This window comes from Enterococcus sp. DIV0170, from assembly GCF_051710765.1.
In the GTDB taxonomy this organism is placed as follows: domain Bacteria; phylum Bacillota; class Bacilli; order Lactobacillales; family Enterococcaceae; genus Enterococcus_A; species Enterococcus_A raffinosus.
Genome location: NZ_JBIOLG010000001.1, coordinates 2164195 through 2184888, shown reverse-complemented (window position 1 = coordinate 2184888; position 20694 = coordinate 2164195). Strand labels below are relative to the sequence as shown.

Annotated in this window: 22 protein-coding genes; 18 read left to right on the top strand and 4 right to left on the bottom strand. The window is 38.0% G+C overall.

Going from position 1 to position 20694, the window contains the following annotated elements:
• The 12 genes from IGI50_RS10615 (at position 1) to IGI50_RS10560 (ending at position 11277) form a co-directional block, all read left to right on the top strand.
• Positions 1-1041: a glycosyltransferase family 2 protein gene (locus tag IGI50_RS10615; RefSeq protein WP_438776919.1), complete on the top strand. Its 1041-nt coding sequence runs from the start codon at positions 1-3 to the stop codon at positions 1039-1041.
• A gap of 12 nt (positions 1042-1053) precedes the next feature.
• On the top strand, positions 1054-2145 hold the full coding sequence (locus tag IGI50_RS10610) for a glycosyltransferase family 1 protein (RefSeq protein WP_438776918.1): 1092 nt from the start codon (positions 1054-1056) through the stop codon (positions 2143-2145).
• Positions 2146-2262: 117 nt separating this feature from the next.
• Complete coding sequence (locus tag IGI50_RS10605; protein ID WP_438776917.1) at positions 2263-3213, top strand: NAD-dependent epimerase/dehydratase family protein; 951 nt, start codon at positions 2263-2265, stop codon at positions 3211-3213.
• 67 nt (positions 3214-3280) lie between these two features.
• Positions 3281-4231 carry a glycosyltransferase family 2 protein gene (locus IGI50_RS10600; RefSeq protein WP_438776916.1) on the top strand — a complete coding sequence of 317 codons (951 nt, stop codon included), beginning with the start codon at positions 3281-3283 and terminating at the stop codon, positions 4229-4231.
• A 688-nt stretch (positions 4232-4919) separates the two neighbouring features.
• Positions 4920-6062, top strand: a complete 1143-nt coding sequence (gene mltG, locus IGI50_RS10595) for an endolytic transglycosylase MltG (protein WP_028020457.1) — start codon at positions 4920-4922, stop codon at positions 6060-6062.
• A 95-nt stretch (positions 6063-6157) separates the two neighbouring features.
• Entirely contained in the window at positions 6158-6637 is a 480-nt protein-coding gene (gene greA, locus IGI50_RS10590) for a transcription elongation factor GreA (protein ID WP_438776915.1), read from the top strand.
• Between the two features lie 137 nt (positions 6638-6774).
• Positions 6775-7497, top strand: a complete 723-nt coding sequence (liaF, locus tag IGI50_RS10585) for a cell wall-active antibiotics response protein LiaF (RefSeq protein ID WP_010745975.1) — start codon at positions 6775-6777, stop codon at positions 7495-7497.
• Complete coding sequence (locus tag IGI50_RS10580; protein ID WP_222225618.1) at positions 7494-8591, top strand: sensor histidine kinase; 1098 nt, start codon at positions 7494-7496, stop codon at positions 8589-8591. The genes liaF and IGI50_RS10580 overlap by 4 nt, the downstream gene beginning before the upstream one ends.
• Positions 8592-8624: 33 nt before the next feature.
• A complete protein-coding gene (locus tag IGI50_RS10575) occupies positions 8625-9257 on the top strand; it encodes a response regulator transcription factor (protein ID WP_010745977.1) in 633 nt (210 codons plus the stop codon).
• Positions 9258-9361: 104 nt separating this feature from the next.
• The gene (locus IGI50_RS10570; protein WP_028020455.1) at positions 9362-10027 is read left to right on the top strand and encodes a potassium channel family protein; all 666 of its coding nucleotides are present in this window, start codon (positions 9362-9364) and stop codon (positions 10025-10027) included.
• Positions 10028-10039: 12 nt separating this feature from the next.
• Positions 10040-10333: a HesB/YadR/YfhF family protein gene (locus IGI50_RS10565; RefSeq protein WP_218256058.1), complete on the top strand. Its 294-nt coding sequence runs from the start codon at positions 10040-10042 to the stop codon at positions 10331-10333.
• Positions 10334-10344: 11 nt separating this feature from the next.
• Entirely contained in the window at positions 10345-11277 is a 933-nt protein-coding gene (locus IGI50_RS10560; protein ID WP_438776914.1) for a glycosyltransferase family 2 protein, read from the top strand.
• Positions 11278-11337: 60 nt separating this feature from the next.
• Here IGI50_RS10560 and IGI50_RS10555 read toward each other — a convergent pair whose 3' ends face one another.
• Entirely contained in the window at positions 11338-12285 is a 948-nt protein-coding gene (locus IGI50_RS10555) for a phosphoglycerate dehydrogenase (RefSeq protein ID WP_438776913.1), read from the bottom strand.
• 88 nt (positions 12286-12373) lie between these two features.
• Entirely contained in the window at positions 12374-13189 is an 816-nt protein-coding gene (locus IGI50_RS10550) for a DUF1189 domain-containing protein (protein WP_010745982.1), read from the bottom strand.
• Between the two features lie 162 nt (positions 13190-13351).
• On the opposite strand from IGI50_RS10550, the gene IGI50_RS10545 reads away from it, so the two are divergent.
• The 3 genes from IGI50_RS10545 (at position 13352) to IGI50_RS10535 (ending at position 15972) form a co-directional block, all read left to right on the top strand.
• Positions 13352-13819 (top strand): GtrA family protein, encoded by a 468-nt coding sequence (locus IGI50_RS10545; RefSeq protein WP_438776912.1) that lies wholly within the window; start codon positions 13352-13354, stop codon positions 13817-13819.
• A 72-nt stretch (positions 13820-13891) separates the two neighbouring features.
• On the top strand, positions 13892-14500 hold the full coding sequence (locus IGI50_RS10540; protein ID WP_010745984.1) for a superoxide dismutase: 609 nt from the start codon (positions 13892-13894) through the stop codon (positions 14498-14500).
• A 239-nt stretch (positions 14501-14739) separates the two neighbouring features.
• Positions 14740-15972, top strand: coding sequence for an LCP family glycopolymer transferase (locus tag IGI50_RS10535; protein ID WP_438776911.1), 1233 nt, complete (start codon positions 14740-14742; stop codon positions 15970-15972).
• A gap of 33 nt (positions 15973-16005) precedes the next feature.
• Here IGI50_RS10535 and rlmD read toward each other — a convergent pair whose 3' ends face one another.
• Positions 16006-17379, bottom strand: a complete 1374-nt coding sequence (gene rlmD / locus IGI50_RS10530; RefSeq protein WP_438776910.1) for a 23S rRNA (uracil(1939)-C(5))-methyltransferase RlmD — start codon at positions 17377-17379, stop codon at positions 16006-16008.
• A 184-nt stretch (positions 17380-17563) separates the two neighbouring features.
• Here rlmD and recX point away from each other — a divergent pair, with 184 nt between their 5' ends.
• From recX to ntdP, 3 genes are all read left to right on the top strand, one after another.
• Positions 17564-18361 (top strand): recombination regulator RecX, encoded by a 798-nt coding sequence (recX, locus tag IGI50_RS10525; protein ID WP_438776909.1) that lies wholly within the window; start codon positions 17564-17566, stop codon positions 18359-18361.
• Positions 18354-19505, top strand: a complete 1152-nt coding sequence (gene mutY, locus IGI50_RS10520; RefSeq protein WP_438776908.1) for an A/G-specific adenine glycosylase — start codon at positions 18354-18356, stop codon at positions 19503-19505. The genes recX and mutY overlap by 8 nt, the downstream gene beginning before the upstream one ends.
• Before the next feature lie 97 nt (positions 19506-19602).
• Complete coding sequence (gene ntdP, locus IGI50_RS10515; RefSeq protein ID WP_010740416.1) at positions 19603-20136, top strand: nucleoside tri-diphosphate phosphatase; 534 nt, start codon at positions 19603-19605, stop codon at positions 20134-20136.
• 59 nt (positions 20137-20195) lie between these two features.
• Here ntdP and IGI50_RS10510 read toward each other — a convergent pair whose 3' ends face one another.
• Positions 20196-20651: a GNAT family N-acetyltransferase gene (locus IGI50_RS10510; RefSeq protein ID WP_438776907.1), complete on the bottom strand. Its 456-nt coding sequence runs from the start codon at positions 20649-20651 to the stop codon at positions 20196-20198.
• Positions 20652-20694: the final 43 nt, after the last annotated feature.

Here is a 20694-nt window from a genome sequence, read left to right as displayed (position 1 = left end):
ATGTCTAATTTGAAATTTAGTATAATTATTCCTATCTATAATGCTGAAAAAACAATCGTTAAAACTATTAAGGAAATTAGAGATATCGCTGGATCGGATTTTGAGGTTCTGCTTATAAACGATGGTTCTACTGATAATACAGAAACTGTTATTAAGACGAACATAAAGAATGATACAAGGTTTTTATTGTTCAACAAAAAAAATGAGGGGCCCGGTTTAGCTAGAAATTATGGAATAGATTACGCTAAGGGGGAATACTTGCTTTTCTTTGATGCAGATGATTACCCTAAAAAGACGATATTGAGGGATTATGAAGCAATTATCTCTTCTTATCCTAATTTGGACTTAATAATTAGTTCATTTTCTTTTAGAACATTGGATAAAGGAAAAGTAGTGGATGAGAAAGATTACCTAGTAAATAATCATTTTTACGAGAGTAATGAAGCATTTCTATTTGATATGTATGAATTGATGAATAAACAGTTGATGTATGTTGTATGGAATAAGTGCTATCGAAGAGATATCGTAGTAGCTAATCATATTCGTTTTAAAAATTATCGCAGTTGTGAAGATAGAATTTTTAACTTAGACTATTATAAGTATTCAGCTAAAGTTGTTATGAATTCAAAAATCGAATATATTTACGATTTTGAGGGTGGTCAAGGTATTACGAATCAATACAGTAGTGACAAGTTTAGAACTTTTAAAGAGTTTTATGAAAGAAGTAATATTCTTACAAACAATGAAAATAAGAGTGGGATGGCTGCTTTGCTACTTAAGGGGACAACTTCTGTTATTTTTTCGATTTTAGAAACTAACAAAATAAATAAAAAGCAGAAAAAGTTAGAGATTAGTTCGATATTGAAGGATTTTTCCATAAAAGAGGCTAAGAAAATAGCTGCGACAGATACTGTGGCAAAAAAAGTTACTAAATTACTTTTTAATATGCCAAGATTTGTACTTATATTCGTGTTTAGTTCAGGAACTTTTGTTGAGACGAAAATGCCTGGACTGATGGCAATATTAAAGAGAAAGTATTAGAAGGGGACCACAATGAAAAGAGTACTTCATTTTCAGGGAAGAATGGGTTTAGGCGGTGCTGAATCGTTTATGATGAATCTTTATAGACGAATAGACCGTGATAAGTTTCAATTTGATTTCTTAATATATGATGATTTTGAGAAAGTTCAAAACTATCATAATGAAATCAAACAATTAGGTGGACGGATTTTTGTAGTTGCTAATCCGAAGAGAAATATTATCAAATACTTAATACAAGTAAACCGACTGTTAAAAAAAGAGAAATTTGATATTGCTCATAATGAGGTTTATTTTGGTGGTGGAATTAATCTCTGGTTAGCAAAAAAAAATAATATTAGACAAAGAATTGCTCATAGTCATGCTACAGAAGATGGAAAATCTCAAAATTTTCTTATGAATATTTTGAGACGATTTCTTAGTTATTTACTTTTGTCTAATGCGACTGATTTTCTTGCAGTCAGCCAAGAGGCAGGAGAAAACTTGTTCAAAGATCATCCTTTTGAAATAATTCATAATGGAATTGATTTGAATCTTTATAAAAAGAAGGGTTCAAAAAGAGAAGAAAAACGAAATGACTTGGGAATAAGTTTAAATTCCTTTGTGATTGGAAATATTGGTAGATTGGAAAGACAGAAAAATCAAGAATACTTGCTTGATATTTTCTTGTCAGTATTAAGAAAATATCCAGATTCATATTTGTTGATTATTGGAGATGGGGCTTTAAGACAGGATTTAGAGCAAAAGATTCATTCTAAAAAAATCGAAAGTAGGGTGAAATTATTAGGAGAAAGAAAAGACATTCCTGATTTACTAAAAATAATGGATGTTTTTGTAATGACATCATTATATGAAGGATTACCAATGGTCGGACTAGAAGCTCAAGCTGCTGGTCTAAAACTTGTTTTGGCTGACACTATTTCTAAAGATACTAAGGTAACAAAAAATGTGAGCTTTGTTTCACTGGATAAGAATAGTGAACAGTGGGTTGATATTATAATAGAGCCACCATTTAATAATGACATGACAGTTGAGTTGCAAAGTTATGATGTGTCATATACCACAAAACAAATGGAAAGAATATATAATCGCAAATGTGAGGAGTAGTAAGATGTCTGAGAAATTATTGATCTTAGACGAGATCAATACTGGATTAGAAGTCTTTGCAACATCAGTGTTAGATATCCGTAATATAAAAATTAAGAAAGATTTGGGAACCTCAAAATGAATAATTACCTAATCACAGGCGGCGCCGGCTTCATCGGCTCTACACTAGCAAATTATCTATCTAAAGAAAATTCAGTAATCGTAATTGATGACCTATCAATGGGAAAAGAAGAAAACTTAGATGACAATTCAAATCTCAAATTTATCAATGGTTCTGTTACTGATAAAGAATTAATGGAAGATATTCTTTCAAGCAATCAATTTGATTACATTTTTCATTTGGCAGCAATCGCCAGTGTAGCGGATTCGGTTGAACGCCCAGTTGAAACGCATCAAATTAACTTTGAGAGTGTTTTGATGTTGTTAGAACTAATTAGAAAATATCAAAAAGATTTGAAGCGACTGGTTTTCAGTTCATCGGCAGCAGTTTACGGAGATGAACCTACATTACCTAAGCATGAGGAATCCGTTATTCGACCTTTGACTCCTTACGCGGTAGACAAATTTGCTGCGGAACAATATGTGCTGGACTATAACCATCTTTATGGTGTTAAGACGAGTGCGGTGCGCTTTTTTAATGTATATGGACCAAATCAGAATCCAGAATCTCCTTACAGTGGTGTCATTTCAATTTTGGTTGATCGCTATAAGAAAATTCAAAAGGGTGAGGATACACAATTCACATTGTTTGGTGATGGTTCGCAATCTCGAGATTTTGTGTTCATTGAGGATGTAATCCAAGCTCTGTTACTTGTGGCGAGCAAAGAAGAGTCTCTTGGGAAGCAATTTAACGTTGGTACAGGAAACGCGATTACATTGAATGAGTTGATTGAGGTCATAGATGAAACATTAGGCATTAAGTTGGCACTGAAACATGAATCTGAAAGGGATGGCGACATCAAGGATTCTGTTGCCGATATCTCTAGACTAAAGGGTTTAGGATATAATCCTAATTTTAGTGTTCAAGAAGGTATGAAAAAATATTTAATTTCAGAAGAATTGATTTAAAAAGTCGGAGCATATCCGACTTTTTTTTGGTATTATGGTAGATAGTTGTGAAGTTAGGAGAGTAAACATGAACAATGAAAAAATAGCCATCCTCATCCCTTGCTATAATGAATCACTTACGATAAAGAAAGTGATCAATGATTTTCAAAGGGAATTACCTAAAGCGGATATTTATGTCTATGACAATAATTCTACGGATAATACGTATGAGATAGCTTTGAATGAAGGGGCCATTGTTAAAAAAGAACCGCGGCAAGGCAAGGGGAATGTTATTCGCCAAATGTTTTTTGATATAGAAGCTGACTACTATTTAATGGTGGATGGTGATGACACGTATCCGGCTGAGTACGCTCAAGAGCTGATTACAGCTTTGAGAGAGGAAAGAGCAGATATGGTCATTGGGGATCGTTTATCAAATGGCACATATTTTAATGAGAATAAACGAGCTTTCCATGATTTTGGGAATAATTTAGTAAAGAATTCGATCAATCGTTTGTACCAGGCAAACATTAAAGATGTGATGACTGGGTATCGTGGTTTTAATCGGATGTTTGTAAAAAGTTTTCCAGTAATGAGTTCTGGTTTTCAAATTGAAACAGAATTTACGATTCATGCGTTAGATAAACGTTTTAAGTTAGTGGAAATCCCGATTGATTATCGTGACAGACCAGAAGGCAGTGAATCCAAATTAGATACCTATTCAGATGGAATGAAGGTTCTATTGACGATATTAAAGATGTTCAAAGATTACAAACCCTTATTGTTCTTCTCGGTATTTAGTTTAATTTTCTTTTTGTTCGGACTTGTTTTTGGAGTGCCAGTGATTAATGAATTTATTCGCACTGGTTTTATTACGAAAATTCCGTCTTCGGTTTTAGCGACAGGATTAATGGTGTTTTCTTTACTGCTATTAATTACCGGATTGATCTTAGACACGGTGGTAACAAATACAAAAAAAGAATATGAGTTAAACTTGTATCGATTATACGAAGAAGATCTTCATAAGAAAAAAATATAATTTCCTTAACTAAATAAATTTTACATTTCACTCCTCTTTCATTTCATGTATAATGGTTTAAGTTATGACATGAAGTAAGGAGGAGTTGTTTTTGTCTGAGGATCAAAACCAACACTCAGAAGAAGGATCTTTTAAAGAGCAGATTATGCGGGCTTTAGAAGAAGGTCGAAAAAATCGTGAAGCTGACGCAACAGAGAAAACGCACACGAGACCGGAATCTTCGAAAGTAAAAAAAGATGCAAACGACGATGACGATTTGGCTTCGTCCTATGAGCGTTTATTTGGTAATAGACGAGATAAGAAGGATACAACTGCCTCTGAGCAGAAGTCTGAATCATCTAAAAAGGAAATAAAAAAAGAGGAGCCACCAAAAGAGCCAAAAACAGAAGCGGTTCCGAAAAAAAAGGTTTCCGATAGTGATTCTATTTCAAAGTCTGAAGAACGAAAAGAAAACAAACGAATTAAGGCTGAGAAAAAGAAAGCTATTGAAGAAGAAAAGAGATCTTCTAAAATTCAGAATAAAAAATCAACCACGCATTCTAACGATTCAAGAAAATCTGTGACAGCAGTTCCATCAAAAAAGGAATCGAAAGCAGAAAGTGAAAAAGAATCACTTACGAATGAGCACGTGGAAGAAGAACCATCAATTTTCCAGCGAATTGGCGAGAAATTTGAAGAATTACGTCAAATGGACGAGGAATTTGAAGGGGATTTAAGTGAGGAGAGCAACTTGAAACGAGCAGAACGTCGCAAAGAGGATCGAGTCGTCCGGAAGATAGTTTATATATTGACGATTGGTATTTTGATCGTCGCGGGCATTTTAGCAATCTCAGGATACAATTACGTGAGCGCTGGATTGAAGCCGTTAGATAAAAATGATAAAAAGTTAGTACAAGTAGAGGTACCTAGTGGTTCATCTAACCGTCAAATCGGGGATATTTTAGAAGATGGTGATGTTATCCGAGATGGGATGGTCTTCAACTTTTACACGAAATTCAAAAATCTGACCAATTTCCAAGCAGGGTATTATCAATTTTCACCAAATATGACTTTGGATCAAATTAGTAAAGAGCTGCAGCAAGGTGGAAGTGCTGAACCATTGGATGACGCTTCTAAATTAACAGTTCCTGAAGGCTATGATGTTGATAAAATCGCAAGTTTAGTTGCGAAGAAGACCGACTTCAAGAAAGAAGATTTTATCAAGGTAATGAAGGATGAGAAATTCTTTGATCAGTTGAAGGCACAGTATCCAGACTTACTAACAGATGCTGGTAATGCCAAGGATGTTCGTTATCGTCTAGAAGGGTATCTATTCCCTGCGACTTATAATGTGCATAAAAACAGGAGTCTGGAAGACTTAGTGACGCAAATGGTTGATACAACCAATCAAATCCTGACGCCTTATTATAGTCAAATTAAGGAAAAAGGGTTAAATGTCCAAGAAGTAATGACCTTAGCTTCACTAGTTGAAAAAGAAGGAGTTACGCAGTCTGATCGTAAGAAGATTGCACAGGTCTTCTTTAATCGGATCGAAGCTCAAATGCCTTTACAGTCAGATATTTCCATTCTTTATGCGTTAGGTGAACACAAAGAAGTTGTAACTATCAAGGATACAGAAGTAGATTCGCCGTATAACCTTTATACGAATACTGGTTATGGACCTGGACCGTTCGATAACCCGAGTCAAGAAGCAATTCAAGCAGTCCTTGATCCAACAAAGAATGATTACTATTACTTTGTTGCAGACATTTCAACAGGAAAAGTCTATTATGCGAAGACATATGAAGAGCATATGGAATTAGTCGAAAAATATGTCAATAAAGAGAAATAAACAATTTACAATACAGTAATTACGTGGTAATCTTTTGTGGATTAAATCTATAAAAGATTACCTTTCGTAATTTAGTTGATTGAAGGAGAAGAAAAATGGTAGAAAAAACATATCCGATGACTCTAGAAGGAAAAGAAAAGCTAGAGCAGGAATTAGAAGAATTGAAAACAGTAAAACGTGGAGAAATCATTGAACGAATTAAGATCGCCCGTAGCTTTGGCGATCTATCAGAAAACTCTGAGTACGAATCTGCGAAGGACGAACAAGCCTTTGTTGAAGGCCGTATCAGCACTTTAGAAAACATGATCCGTTTCGCACAAATCATCGATAACGAGAATGTAGATTCTGACGAGATATCAATCGGAAAAACAGTGACCTTTGTTGAACTGCCTGATGAGGAAGAAGAAGAATACACGATTGTCGGAAAAGCGGAAGCAGATCCGTTAACTGGAAAAATCTCAAATGACTCACCAATTGCTCAAGCGCTTATTGGTAAAAGTGTTGGAGACGTTGTGACGATTGCGACACCTGGCGGAAACATGGAAGTTAAGATCACAAATGTGAAACAAAACTAGAAATGCATGAAAGAGGCGCTTGTCGCCTCTTTTCTTTTATGTTCGGATGTGAAAGAGGTTGCGACCTTAGACCGATAGTATTCCGAGTGTAAAAAAAGTAGAATAAGGTATAAATAAAAGTTGGGAGGAAAGATAAAATGAAAAGTCCATGGCGCTTTTTCATTGTAATTGAAGCCTTACTTGCAATTTTCTTGTTATGGCAACTATCTTCAAATCCTGCGATGTTGATCATGTTACTCTTTGGAGTATTGAATATATATTGGGCATTGCGCAAACATCGCCGAAGTAAATTCCAATTGATCTTAGGCTCAGTGATTCTAATCATCTGTCTAGTGAATAGTCCCGCGACTTGGTTGATGTTGATTTTTGCTGTCATATTCCTTGGTTTGAAGGGCTTTGAAATTGCAGGTATTTCAATACCGAATCATTCTCTGAAGAATAAGAAAAGTATTGTGATGGTTGAGACGACGGATCCGACTAGCCACAATGGAGAACGAAAAAAACAAAGCTGGATTGGCAATGATCGAATTGGTACACAGGTCTTTGAATGGGACGACATCAATGTGGCGATCCTAGCTGGCGACACCATTGTCGATTTAGGAAATACCTTATTGCCAAAAGAGGATAGTATCGTGATTGTCCGTAAAGGCTTTGGTCGAACACGCATTCTAGTGCCTTATGGGATTGGCATTCTTTTTGAACATGCGACTCTATATGGCAAGGTTGAATTTGATGAAGAGACGCAAGTATTGCGCAATGAAACGATTAAAATGTATAGCGAAGATTATGATGAAAGTCCCCGCAGATTAAAAGTCATCACGAATACCTTAGTGGGGGATGTCGAGGTGATTCGCGTATGATGGGAAAATACTCCCGTTTACAAGTTTCCTTGTATTCTGGCCTGATTTCCTTTTTACTGATTCTCACGACTCTCTTTTTGTATATGTACGCTATTGGGAAAAAGCAATTGTTTGCACAATTGTTTATTGCACGAATCTTCTATATTCCCTTATTTGTACACATAATTGTGATCGCTTTGACCGTAAGTGCGGTGGTCTACTTTTTAGTCACCTTTATAGAAAAACGTCAACTTGGGAAAATTGAAGGGAAATTACAAAGTCTTGCATCAGGCAATTACGATCAGCCTTCATTAGATGTGGCTATCTCACAAAATAAAGAAATGCTTTTAGTGGATCATGATATCAAGCGAATCAAAGAGAAGCTGGTCAGTATGTCCCGAGAGTTGCAGCAATTAAGCAGTCAGCCACAAATGGTAGACGGAACGACCAAGGAAAAGATTTTAGAAGAGGAACGTCATCGCTTAGCACGAGAGCTGCATGATTCGGTCTCTCAGCAGCTGTTTGCGGCTATGATGATGATGTCTGCGTTAAATGAACAGTCGCAACATTCTGAAGAATTAGAGCCCTACAAGAAGCAATTAGCGATGGTTGCGGATATTATCAATGCGGCTCAATCAGAAATGCGTGCGTTGTTGCTGCATTTGCGTCCGATTAGTTTAGAAGGAAAAAGTTTACGACAAGGAATCGAGCAATTATTAAAAGAGCTGCAGACAAAAATTCAAATTCAGTTAAAATGGGATGTACAGGATATTTGTGTTTCTGCCAGCATTGAAGATCAATTATTTCGAGTGGTACAAGAATTGCTTTCCAATACACTACGCCATGCAAAAGCGAATGAACTCGAAGTATATTTAAAAATAGTCGGGCAGAACATTTTGTTACGAGTAATAGATGATGGTGTTGGCTTTGAATCAAAAGATGAGCATGCAGGTAGCTACGGCCTTCGTAATATACGTGAACGTATCGCCGGTGTCGGTGGTTCAACGAAGATCATTAGTTTTAAAGGACAAGGAACAAGCATCGAGATCAAGGTTCCTGTGGTCGCTGATACAAGGGCTGTAGCGGATAAGTCATTAGAAAATCAAGCAGAGTAGAAGAATACATTAATAGGAATTAGGAGGCAGAGAATGATACGAGTATTATTAGTTGATGATCATGAAATGGTTCGATTAGGCGTTTCTTCTTACCTATCGATCCAATCAGATGTCGAAGTGGTAGGGGAAGCTGAAAACGGCGAGGAAGGCTATGAAAAGGCGATGGACCTTCGACCCGATGTGATTTTGATGGACTTGGTGATGGAAGTAATGGACGGCATCGAGTCAACGAAGAAAATATTGAAAGATTGGCCCGAAGCCAAGATTTTGATTGTAACTAGTTTTATTGATGATGAAAAGGTCTATCCAGCTATCGAAGCTGGAGCATCTGGGTATTTGCTTAAAACGTCGACAGCTCATGAAATCGCCAATGCTATCCGTAAGACCTATAATGGCGAACGCGTTTTAGAGCCTGAAGTAACCACCAAAATGATGGAACAACTATCTAATCGTAATCGTCATGTTCTCCACGAAGAGTTGACAAATCGTGAACAGGAAATTCTATTACTGATTGCACAAGGGATGAGTAATCAAGAAATTGCGGATGAATTATTCATTACGTTGAAAACGGTGAAGACACATGTTTCCAATATTTTAGCAAAATTAGAAGTTGAAGATCGCACACAAGCTGCGATTTATGCCTTTAAACACGGGTTGATAAAATAGAGAGTCATTCTCTGTTTTATTGACCCGCTCTTTGTTATACTAAGACATGTAAGTTTTAACGAGCATCGATCAAATAAAATATTTCGAATAGTTAAGGAGATAGCATGAAACAAAGTTTTGTCATTATTGGTTTAGGAAGATTTGGCGGAAGTATTTGCCGCACATTGGTTGAATCGGGTCAAGAAGTTTTGGCTATTGATAGCAGTGAAGACCGAGTAAATGAGTATATGAATATCGCGACCCATGCGGTAGTTGCGAACGCACAAGATGAGATGACGCTTCGTTCTCTTGGTATCCGAAATTTTGATCATGTGATCGTGGCGATCGGTGAGGATATCCAAGCGAGTATTTTGGTAACCTTAATGGTCAAGGAAATGGGTGTGCCTAATATTTTGGCAAAAGCTCAAAATGAGTATCATGCTCGTGTGTTAGAGAAGATTGGTGCGGACCGGGTTGTTCATCCTGAACGAGATATGGGCCAACGAATTGCACACAATCTAGTTTCAAAGAATATTTTAGATTATCTTGAACTTTCAGATGAATTTTCCTTAGCGGAAATCAATGTGACCAATCGCAAGTTTTATGGAAAAACATTGGATGAACTCGATTTTCGTCAACGATTTGGTTTGAATGTCGTAGCGATTCGACGGGATAATCAAGATCCAATCGTAACGCCCCCTGCTGAAGAGGTCGTACAGAAAAATGATCACTTAGTAGTAATTGGGCGAGATGAAGATGTGGATTATTTAGATGAGAAAATGAATGGATAGGTGGGTTTCAGCATGAAATTAACGATAACGCCTCAAGCGCAAGAATGGTTCAAACGAGAACTAGAATTAGCAGAAGGCCAAGGTATTAAATTCTATGGAAAAGTATATGGAAAAACACAGGTTCATGATGGTTTTTCTGTTGGGATGTCCGTGGATATTCCAGAAAGTCCACTTGTAGAAACTAAGGTAGCTGATCAACTTTTCTACATCGAAGAATCAGATGAATGGTTTTTCAAGGGATACAATTTAGTAGTGGATTACGATTCTGAACTAGATGAACCTAAGTACGATTTTAATCAAGTTTAGGAGTGACTCGAATGATATCAGTAATTGTTCCTTGCTTTAATGAAGAGGAGGCTATTCCTCTTTTTTTTGCAGAAATGGAAAAAACGAAAAAAGAAATAGCTCATGATTTTGAATATATTTTTATTAACGATGGTTCGAAGGATGGAACGCTAGAGGTTCTTCGAGAATTAGCCCGAAAGCATAAAACTGTTCGCTATATTTCTTTTTCGAGAAACTTCGGGAAAGAGGCTGCTTTATATGCCGGATTGCAAGCGTCCAAAGGAGATTTAGTTACAGTAATGGATGTGGATTTACAAGATCCACCAGAATTGTTGCCACAAATGATTGAAATGATTGAGACAACAGACATAGACTGTGTAGGTACAAGACGAGCAGATCGAAAAGGAGAGCCGCCTATTCGAAATCTATTTGCTAAGGCGTTCTATCACTTAATCAATCGAATCAGCGAAACAGAGATGGTGGATGGAGCTCGAGATTATCGTTTGATGACGCGTCAAATGGTGGATGCAGTGTTAGAATTGACTGAGCATAATCGTTTTTCCAAAGGTTTATTTAGCTGGGTTGGTTTTAATACGGAGTATATTTCCTTCGAGAATCATGAACGTGTAGCGGGGAAGACATCATGGTCATTTTGGGACCTATTTAATTATTCAATTGATGGGATTGTAAATTTCTCAGATGTGCCTTTAAATATTGCATCTTTCGTTGGGGCCTTTTCCTGTGTGGCATCAGGAATTGCTATGCTTTTTATTATTGTACGTGCATTAATTTTTGGTGATCCAACTTCTGGATGGCCATCGATGGTGACAATTATTTTATTCATCGGTGGTGTGCAGTTACTTTGTATTGGTATTATTGGCAAGTACATCGGGAAGATTTTTATGGAGACAAAAAAAAGGCCAGTTTATATAGTTAAAGAGACTGAAAAGAAGATGGAGCTGTAAGTTTTCAGAACACAGCAAAAAAAGGTATTAATCTCAGAAGCTGAGACTAATACCTTTTTTTTAATACCCCCGCTCTAACTCTACCTGATTCACCGACAATTCTTTATTCTCTACGTAAGACTTTAGATTCGCCAAGAAGATTTTCATAAATTTATTTTGGAAATTGACAGTCATACCTGAGATATGAGGGGTGATCAATAGATTGTCAAATTCCCATAGTGGATTTTCTTTTGGTAAAGGTTCCTCTTCAAAGACATCAAGAGCTGCAAAGGCGAACTGTTTTTCTTCGAGTGCGGCTATCAATTCTTTGGTATGAACGGTATCTCCTCGTCCAACATTTATAAATACAGCAGATTTTTTCATCTTCTCGAAAATATCACTGTTGAAAATATGATAGGTCTCATGTGTTCCAGGCAAGATTCCTACCACAATGTCCATTTCAGGGACAATCTTTGCCAAATTCTTGATGGAGTAGGTCTCGATGAATCCTTCAACTGGATGACCAGTGGTATTGATTCCATAAACCTTTACACCTAGGCTGTGAATCGATTTTGACAATTGTTGACCGATGTGTCCCGTACCAACGACTAATAAGTTTTTTCCAGCTAACTGGTCGTAGTGAATGGTATCTTGGACCCAGTCTCTTTGTTCTTGAGCTTTGACAGCTTGTGTTAAGCCACGATAATAGCTGAGTAGAACACCAATAATATGTTCACTGATAGAGAGGGCATGAATGCCGCTGCCATTTGATAATAGTATTTCTTGGTTAGAAAATTCATCTAGCGGCAAATAATCGACACCTGCAGAAATTGATTGAACCCATTTTAACTGTGGGGACTGGAGCAATGCTTCGCTATACTTCTTTGACCAGCCGACAGAAATTTCTACCTCTTGCAGTTCTTCCTCGTTAAGCGAGGTTTTTATCTGATAATCAGGAGCAATGGTTTGAATCTTTTCAATAAATTCTTCGCGAAATTCGCGCTGTAAGTAAATAATTGGTTGTGACATAGGACTTCCTCATTTCATTTTTACTTGAAACATCGCATTCATTTTAACAAAAATAGTAAAAAAAAACTGCTTACGGAATCGTAAGCAGTTATTTGGTGGGTAATTCGATTCTAGGAAAATAGTGTGTTACTCGGAAAAAGACAAATAAACTGATAAAGGTAATTAACAGACTTGAGTCAAAATTTGGTTGGAACAATAGGATAATGGTTGCTAGAATCACCGGAATTGTTGCACAGAAAATGATGGTCTTAAAACATTCAAAGAAAGTGATTCGTCTTAAGCGTAGTTTAGCAACGATCATTCCTGCGATACCAGCAAATACTAACGTAACAAATAAATTGATAAAGGAAGGGTAAAGTCCTGCCAATAACATCACCAGCGGTGTCCAAATCGGCATTTCCAAGTCTTCCAAACCAGCTCTAAGCTTGTCGCCGGTCATGCTTTTTAGTGGCTCCTGTTTATAGGAGAATTTCAGCACGTTATCTCCAAACATTGCCGAGCTGACACCGCCATAATCTGGCAATACAAGTAATGCTTGATCCTTCAGTAATCCAACACTAAAATAATTTCCGACTAAGTCTTTTTCGACATCCTGCTGTGATCGCTTGCCGTCAGGATCAAAGGTCAGAATGATCGAATCAGTCTGATAGATGAATCCTTTTTCCGGCTTCGCTGTCTTAATCTCGCCATTTTCAATTTTGAAATCGGGAATCTTTTCAACGATTTCTAAACTATCCGCTTTGATTTGATTCATCACTTGAAGTGCTTGATAAACACTTGGAATCGCCAGCAGCAGACTCAAGCCTAATAGATAGACAATGGACTTCCAAAAGGGCGTGTCCTTTGCTGATTTTAGATCTTCAAAACGAAAAAGAGATCCTTTGATTAATTGACGAAAGGTCATGTGATCGCTCCAATCTTTTTATACAAGAGCCATTGTAGCGAAGTAGGCTTGAAATAACAAGGTGATCTGTAAAAATGTAAAAAGAATGCAAGAAAGAATTGACTATTATTTCAAGCTTCGCTATCTTACATTAAGTAGAGAAGAATAAGAAAGTGAGCAATCATGAAAATCTATCAGCAATTTAGAAATTATTTAGAAGAGAAAAAGCTTTGGGAAGTATTCATTTATTTATTTTTTGGCGGGCTAGCTACCGTTGTTAATATTGTAACCTTTGCTCTCGCTTACCAGGCTTTTCACCTAAGCTGGCCAGTGTCGAACGCCATTTCGTGGATTTGTTCGGTGCTATTTGCTTTTGTCACGAATAAATTATGGGTATTCCAGTCAAAAACGGAAGGCTTTACAGCTCTAGCATGGGAGTTTGGTAAATTTATCTTTTATCGTGTGCTGTCCTTTGGTATGGATATGGCTTGTATGTTTTTATTTATCGATATGCTACATACAGGTAATTTGATCGCCAAAATCATTACGCAAATCGTCGTCGTTGTTGCAAACTATGTATTCAGTAAAGTCTTTATCTTCAAGAAAGTCGAGATTATCGAAGACGAGAAAACGAATTCTTCGTCACGATAGGCATATCTATTGAAGAACCCTGCATTGTTTGATACAGTCAATATGTAAGATATTTTAAGGAGGAATTGAACAATGGCTTATACTTTACCAGATTTACCTTATGGCTACGACGCGTTAGAACCTTATATCGATGTTGAAACGATGCACTTGCATCATGACAAGCACCACAACACTTATGTAACCAACTTGAATGCTGCGATTGAAAAATACCCAGAATTAGGCGAACAATCAATCGAAGAATTAGTGACGAACTTGAATGAAGTTCCTGAAGACATTCGTACAGCAGTACGCAATAACGGTGGTGGACACGCAAACCACAGCTTCTTCTGGAAAATCATGGCGCCTAATGCTGGCGGCGAACCAACAGGTGCGATCAAAGAAGCAATTGATCAAGCTTTCGGCAGCTTTGAGAAAATGAAGGAAGAATTCAAGACAGCGGCAACAGGACGTTTTGGTTCTGGTTGGGCATGGTTAGTATTGAACAACGGCAAATTAGAAATTACATCAACTGCGAATCAAGATAGCCCATTGACGGACGGCAAAACACCAATTATTGGTTTGGATGTTTGGGAACATGCATACTACTTAAAATATAAGAATGTACGTCCAGACTACATTGCGGCATTCTGGGATGTTGTAAACTGGGATCAAGCAAACGAAAATTTAGCAGCAGCTAAATAATCAAATAAGATTTTTTAAGAAAGATTAGTTCTACTAGTCTTTCTTTTTTTTTGCGTTTATTTTTGTGCCCTTCCAAAAATCTTCATATTTTTATGGTATAAATCGAATTTAAAGGGAATCGAGTAATTAATACTTTTTAAGTTTCCATTATATAAAATTAATTATTTTTCGGCTGTGGTTGAACCGATGGCTGATCTATGAGAAAATAAAACGTAAAAAATCGTTGATAGAGGTGTGCTATGAGTCGCTGGAAAAAAGTTGTCGTAGGATTCTTGGTCCTACTGAATTTATTTATAGGTGGGATTACCTACTATGCTGTTCAAGTAACAAATGATGCTAGTAAAATGGTAGACAGCATTCGACAAACTGTTAAACGAACGAGTTTAAAACGAGAAGGCGACAAGCCAAATATCGACAATGCAGAACCTTTTTCAATTTTGCTTGCGGGAGTTGATACTGGAGATCTTGGTCGTTCGGATCAAGGACGGTCGGACAGTATGATGGTGGTTACTATCAATCCGAAGCAGAAGAAATCAACGATTGTCAGTCTTGACCGAGATATTTTAACGAAGATTGTTGGTTATGGAACAAATGATAAGTTAAATCATGCCTATGCTTTCGGCGGCGTAGAGATGTCGATGGATACCATTGAGACACTCTTAGATATACCTCTGGATCATTATGTTTCTATCAATATGCGTGGGTTGAAGGATCTAATCGACGCTGTGGGCGGCATCGAAGTCAATAATAAAATTGACTTTACTTTAGATGGCATTCACGTAGCTAAAGGCAAACAAACCTTAGATGGTGAAAAGGGTTTGGCCTATGCGCGGATGCGTTATGAAGATCCAGAAGGCGATGTAGGTCGGCAAAGACGTCAACGTGAGGTTGTAACAAAGATTTTACGAAAAGCAATGTCTATCAACGGTGTCGGTAATTATAAGAAGATTTTGAAGGCCGTTGAAAAGAATATGAAGACTGATTTGGATTGGGACGACATGATGGATATTGGAACAAATTATCTATCAGCTTTTGATACCATCAAGCAAAAACAACTAGTAGGTAAGAGTCAGATGATCGACGAAATCTATTATCAGATTTTAGGAACCAACGAACTGTTAGGTATTCAAAATACATTGAAGAAGCAGTTGGGCTTACCGACTGCTGATACGTTGCCTAATTTGAAAGAAGCTGATGCAGACAGCTTGTTCTACGATGATTCAGATGGAAAAGCCAGTGAAGATACAAGTCAGTATGCACCAGGCTATGACAATCCTAATAATTACGACAATAGCGGTGTTTACGGGGATTCATCAAGTGTTGACAACGGGTATCCGCAGTATGGAGATACCACTCAGAACGATCAAGGTTATAGTGATCCTGGTTATACAGATCCAAACCAAACGGATCAAGGCTATGGTGGTGCCACTGATCCAAATGCGGCTTATGGACAGCCAGCAGCCGGCTATTAAAATAGGCGTGACCCATGGAGGTCACGCCCTTTTTTATTTTCTGGTAAGCTTTACTACGACTTCGCAGCGTGCTGTCTGCGGAAACATGTCTACAGATTGAAGATATTCGACACGATAAATTTTGGCAAGGCTCACAAGATCACGCGCTAATGTTGAGACATTGCAGGAAATATAGACCATTTGCGGACTAGGAGATTGTTCAATGGCTTTTAGCAATTGAGTATCTAAGCCCGTCCTTGGAGGATCAACTACAATTGCATCCGGCGAAAAGCCATCTTTCAACCATTTTGGCAACAGGCTCTCAGCGGTTCCGACTTCATAATGAGTATTGGTCAGATTCATTGTTGCCGCATTTTTCTTGGCGTCATCGATCGCCTGAGGAATGATATCCATGCCACGAACTTCTTTGGCTTGCTTTGCTAAGGAAAGGCCGATCGTACCTACACCGCAATAAGCATCTATAACAGTTTTTGGTGTCGTTAAATCTAACGCGTGAATCGCTTCTTGATAAAGAATCTTCGTCTGCTGAGGGTTTAACTGGAAGAAGGCACGAGGAGAAAGCTCAAAGCTTACCTCATTGATCTTTTCATTAATGACTTCCTTGCCCCAGAGGTGGATGGTTTCATCGCCCATGATAACCGAAGTTTTTTTGTCCTGAATGTTTTGCATAATAGAAACAACTTCCGGCAAACGATGGGTGATTTCTCGGATCAAGGCATTTCCTTGCGGTAATTTTTTTGTTTTAGTAATCAAAACTAGCTGTACTTCCCCAGTTTCAATGCCAATCCGAACCATTAATGTTCGCATGATTCCTGAATTTGAATGCTCATCATAAATGGGCATATCATATTTTGTTAATAGATTTACAACAGTATTGATGACTTTCTGTGTCGTCGGCTCCTGAACGAGACAATCTTTGATGGAAACTAATTGATGAGATTCCGCTTGATACAGACCAGCTTCTACTTGCTTGGTCTTTTTGTTTTTGCGCAATTGAAATTGTGCCTTGTTTCGATAACGCCAAGGCTCATCCATTCCGATCGTATCGCGGAGCTCAAAGTTTTGATAACCATCAGGTTTAAATTTTTCCAGAGCTTGCCGAAGCAAATCTTTTTTGAAATCTAACTGCTTATGATAAGCCAAGTGCTGTAGTTGGCAGCCCCCGCATTCTTCATAAACAGGACAAGGCGGGGCGATGCGATCAGGACTTTTTTTCGTAACTTTAACTAGGTGGGCTTCAGCGAAGCGTGGCGTTGCCTTTGTGATTCGTGCAACAACCGTTTCACCGGGTAAAGCACCAGTGACAAAGATAATCAAACGTTTATAATAAGCGATTCCTTCACCATTAATTCCTAGACGTTTGATTTTTAAGTTCAGTGTTTGATTTGGTTTCAATTGAACAGCCATAGTCAGCCTCTTTCTTAAAAATATTTTCGATTGTTCAGCGCAGTTCATTTTAGCATATTTTTATCGATTGGTTGATCATCTATGATAGAATTAATTTTTGCTAAGGCAATAATTGATGGAGAATTTGAGAACGTGAGAGCGTTTATTAAAGTAGAGGTATTGATTCGAATGGGAGGGATACAGGATGTTAACGGTAGTAAAAATTAGCCAAGGGCGCGGACCTTTTTATAAAGTGGAGTTCTCTAATGGGGAGAAGCTGCGATTATCTGAAGATACCGTTGTTCGTCATCGACTCTTGAAAGGACAAGAGTTAGAGAAGAAAACTTTAAATGAAATCAAGCAAGAAGGCAAAGAAGACATGGGCTATCAAATGGCCCTGAACTATTTAAGTTATCAACTACGAACAGAAAAAGAGATTCGGACCTATCTAAAGGACAATGAAATTGAGAGCACAGATCGCCAAAAAATCGTTGATCGCCTTAAAGAGATGGATTTGCTAAATGATCTTGTTTACAGTGAAAGTTTTATTCGAACACAGATGCGTTTAGGGGACAAAGGTCCTCGAGTGCTGCAGCAGAAGTTAAAACAAAAAGGAGTGAAGGATAGCGACATCCAACAGGCTCTTTATCTTTACGAAGGCGATGAGCAATATCAGGTAGCGTTGCATACTGCACAGAAGGCTTTGAGAAAATTTCATCATAACAGTCAACGAGAAGTTCAGCAAAAGCTGCAGCAGTTGTTGATGACAAAAGGATTCAGTAGTGATATCAGTAAACGAGTTCTGGCAGAGATTGATTTTTCTGAGATTGAAGAGCAGGAAAATGATGCGCTGGAATTGCAGGGTGAAAAATTATGGCGTAAGAATCAACGCTTTGAACCAGCGAAACGACGACAGAAGGTTAAACAAAGCTTGTATCAAAAAGGGTTTCAATTAGATCAAATTGATGCCTTCATTCGCGGAAAAGAGGAAGAGGATGAGTAAGGCTTGGGAAGAATGGACAGAGGAAGAGGTAACAAGTTTTCAGGATGATTTTCTTACTTGGTATCAGCGGGAAAAGCGAAACCTTCCTTGGCGTTATAATCACGATCCTTACCGTATTTGGATTTCAGAGATCATGCTGCAGCAAACTCGCGTTGATACAGTGATTGATTACTTTTATCGTTTTATGGAGCAATTTCCAACGATTCAGGATCTTGCTAACGCACCAGAGGATAAGTTGTTGAAGGTCTGGGAAGGCTTGGGCTATTATTCTCGAGCACGAAATATTCAAGCGGCAGCAAAGCAGATTATGGAGGAGTTCAATGGAGTGTTTCCCTCCACAGTTGAGGAGATTCGTTCGTTAAAGGGAATTGGCCCTTATACGGCTGGAGCCATAAGCAGTATCGCTTTTGAAATTCCTGAGCCAGCCATTGACGGGAATGTGATGCGTGTCGTCAGCCGCTTGTTTTGTATTGAAGCGGATATTGCAAAAGCCAGCAGCCGTAGACCCTTTGATGAGGCAATGCGGAAAATCATCAGTCAGGATCAGCCAGGAGATTTTAATCAAGCGATGATGGATTTAGGCTCCAGTATCTGTACACCAACAAGCCCGCACTGTGAGAGCTGTCCGATTCAAAGTTATTGTCAAGCTTATCGTGAAAATCGACAGACAGACTTTCCTGTAAAGTCTAAAAAATTGAAACCCAAAGACGTCTATTACGTGGCTGGAATTATTGAGAACAAGCATCAAGAATTATTTCTTCAGCAGCGACCAGAAACAGGGTTATTAGCAAACATGTGGTTGTTCCCATTAGAAGAGGTAACTGCTGCGCGATTTAAAGAATTGCAGGAGCAATATGATCCAAGCGCTTGGAATTTGTTTTCCAGTAGCTTAGTGGCAGAAGATAGTCCCGACTTTTTTCCAGAACAGGCAGTCGTATGGCAGAAAAAGGTTCTTGGCGAGGTTAAGCATGTCTTCAGTCATTTACGTTGGCATATTCTAGTTTTTTATGGTCGGAGTACGGCAGCTCTAACGATAGAAGGTCAATGGGTGAAACCCAATGACTTTGAAAACTATGTTTTTCCAAAACCACAGCAAAAAATGTTGGAAGTTTTTGAAAATAATTTAGCAGACGACAAAGATTAGTAGGCAATCTTTCATTTTATTGCTATAATAATTCTGATGTCGGTGTGATAACACCCAAACAAATGCGAAATTATCTTTCGCTGAGGGAAGGGTAGCTATGGGAGTTCCAAAAGAAGGAGAGTTTGTAACGATCAAAAGTTACAAACACGACGGCAGTTTGCATCGAACGTGGCGTGATACCATGGTATTAAAAACAAGTGAGTGTTCTCTGATCGGCTTGAATGACCACACGCTGGTCACAGAATCAGATGGCAGAAGATGGGTCACTCGCGAACCAGCGATCGTTTATTTTCATCAAAAATACTGGTTCAACATAATAGCAATGATTCGAGAGAAGGGAGTTTCTTATTATTGTAATCTAGCATCACCTTATGTATTAGATGACGAGGCACTGAAGTACATTGATTATGATTTAGATGTCAAAGTTTTTCCGGATGGGGAGAAACGTCTATTAGACGTTGATGAATACGAAGCCCATAGTCAGCAGATGCATTACTCTAAAGAAATTGATTATATTCTCAAGGAAAATGTCAAAATCTTAGTGGACTGGATTAACAATGAAAAGGGGCCTTTTTCCCAAGGCTATATTGATATTTGGTATGATCGTTATAAGCAATTGTCGCGAAAGTAGAAAGAAAAGGCTGTACCAAAAAGATGGTATAGCCTTTTTTGTGATTAATTTGAGTATACTTATGTACAGGAAAATGTTTTTTTCAACTCTTTTCTCATATGCACATGATCGATTCCAGCATCCTGAAAGATCTCGCCATAGGCAACATAGCCCAATTTTTGATAGAAGGCCTCTGCGGTTAATTGTGCGCCTAATTCGATCGTTTTAAATCCTTGTTGTTTTGCGAAACTCTCTGCCTCGGCAATAATCTCAGCACCAAGTTTCTTTCCACGATATTCCTTCAAAACAGCCATGCGCTGTAACTTAAATGTTTGGTCGTCCAGGGGCAATAGGCGAACAGTCGCGGCGGGCTTTTCTTCCACTGTATAAAGAACAAAATGAACGGAATAGGCTTCATTTTCGTCGATTTCTAGATTAGCAGGGACGCCTTGTTCTTGAACAAAAACTTTTTGACGGATTCGAACGGCGTCGAGATAAATGTCGCTCATCGTATCCTTAGTGATTAAAATTTTCATAATGACACCTTCCTCAAGGGGATTTTTCTCCACATGATGTATA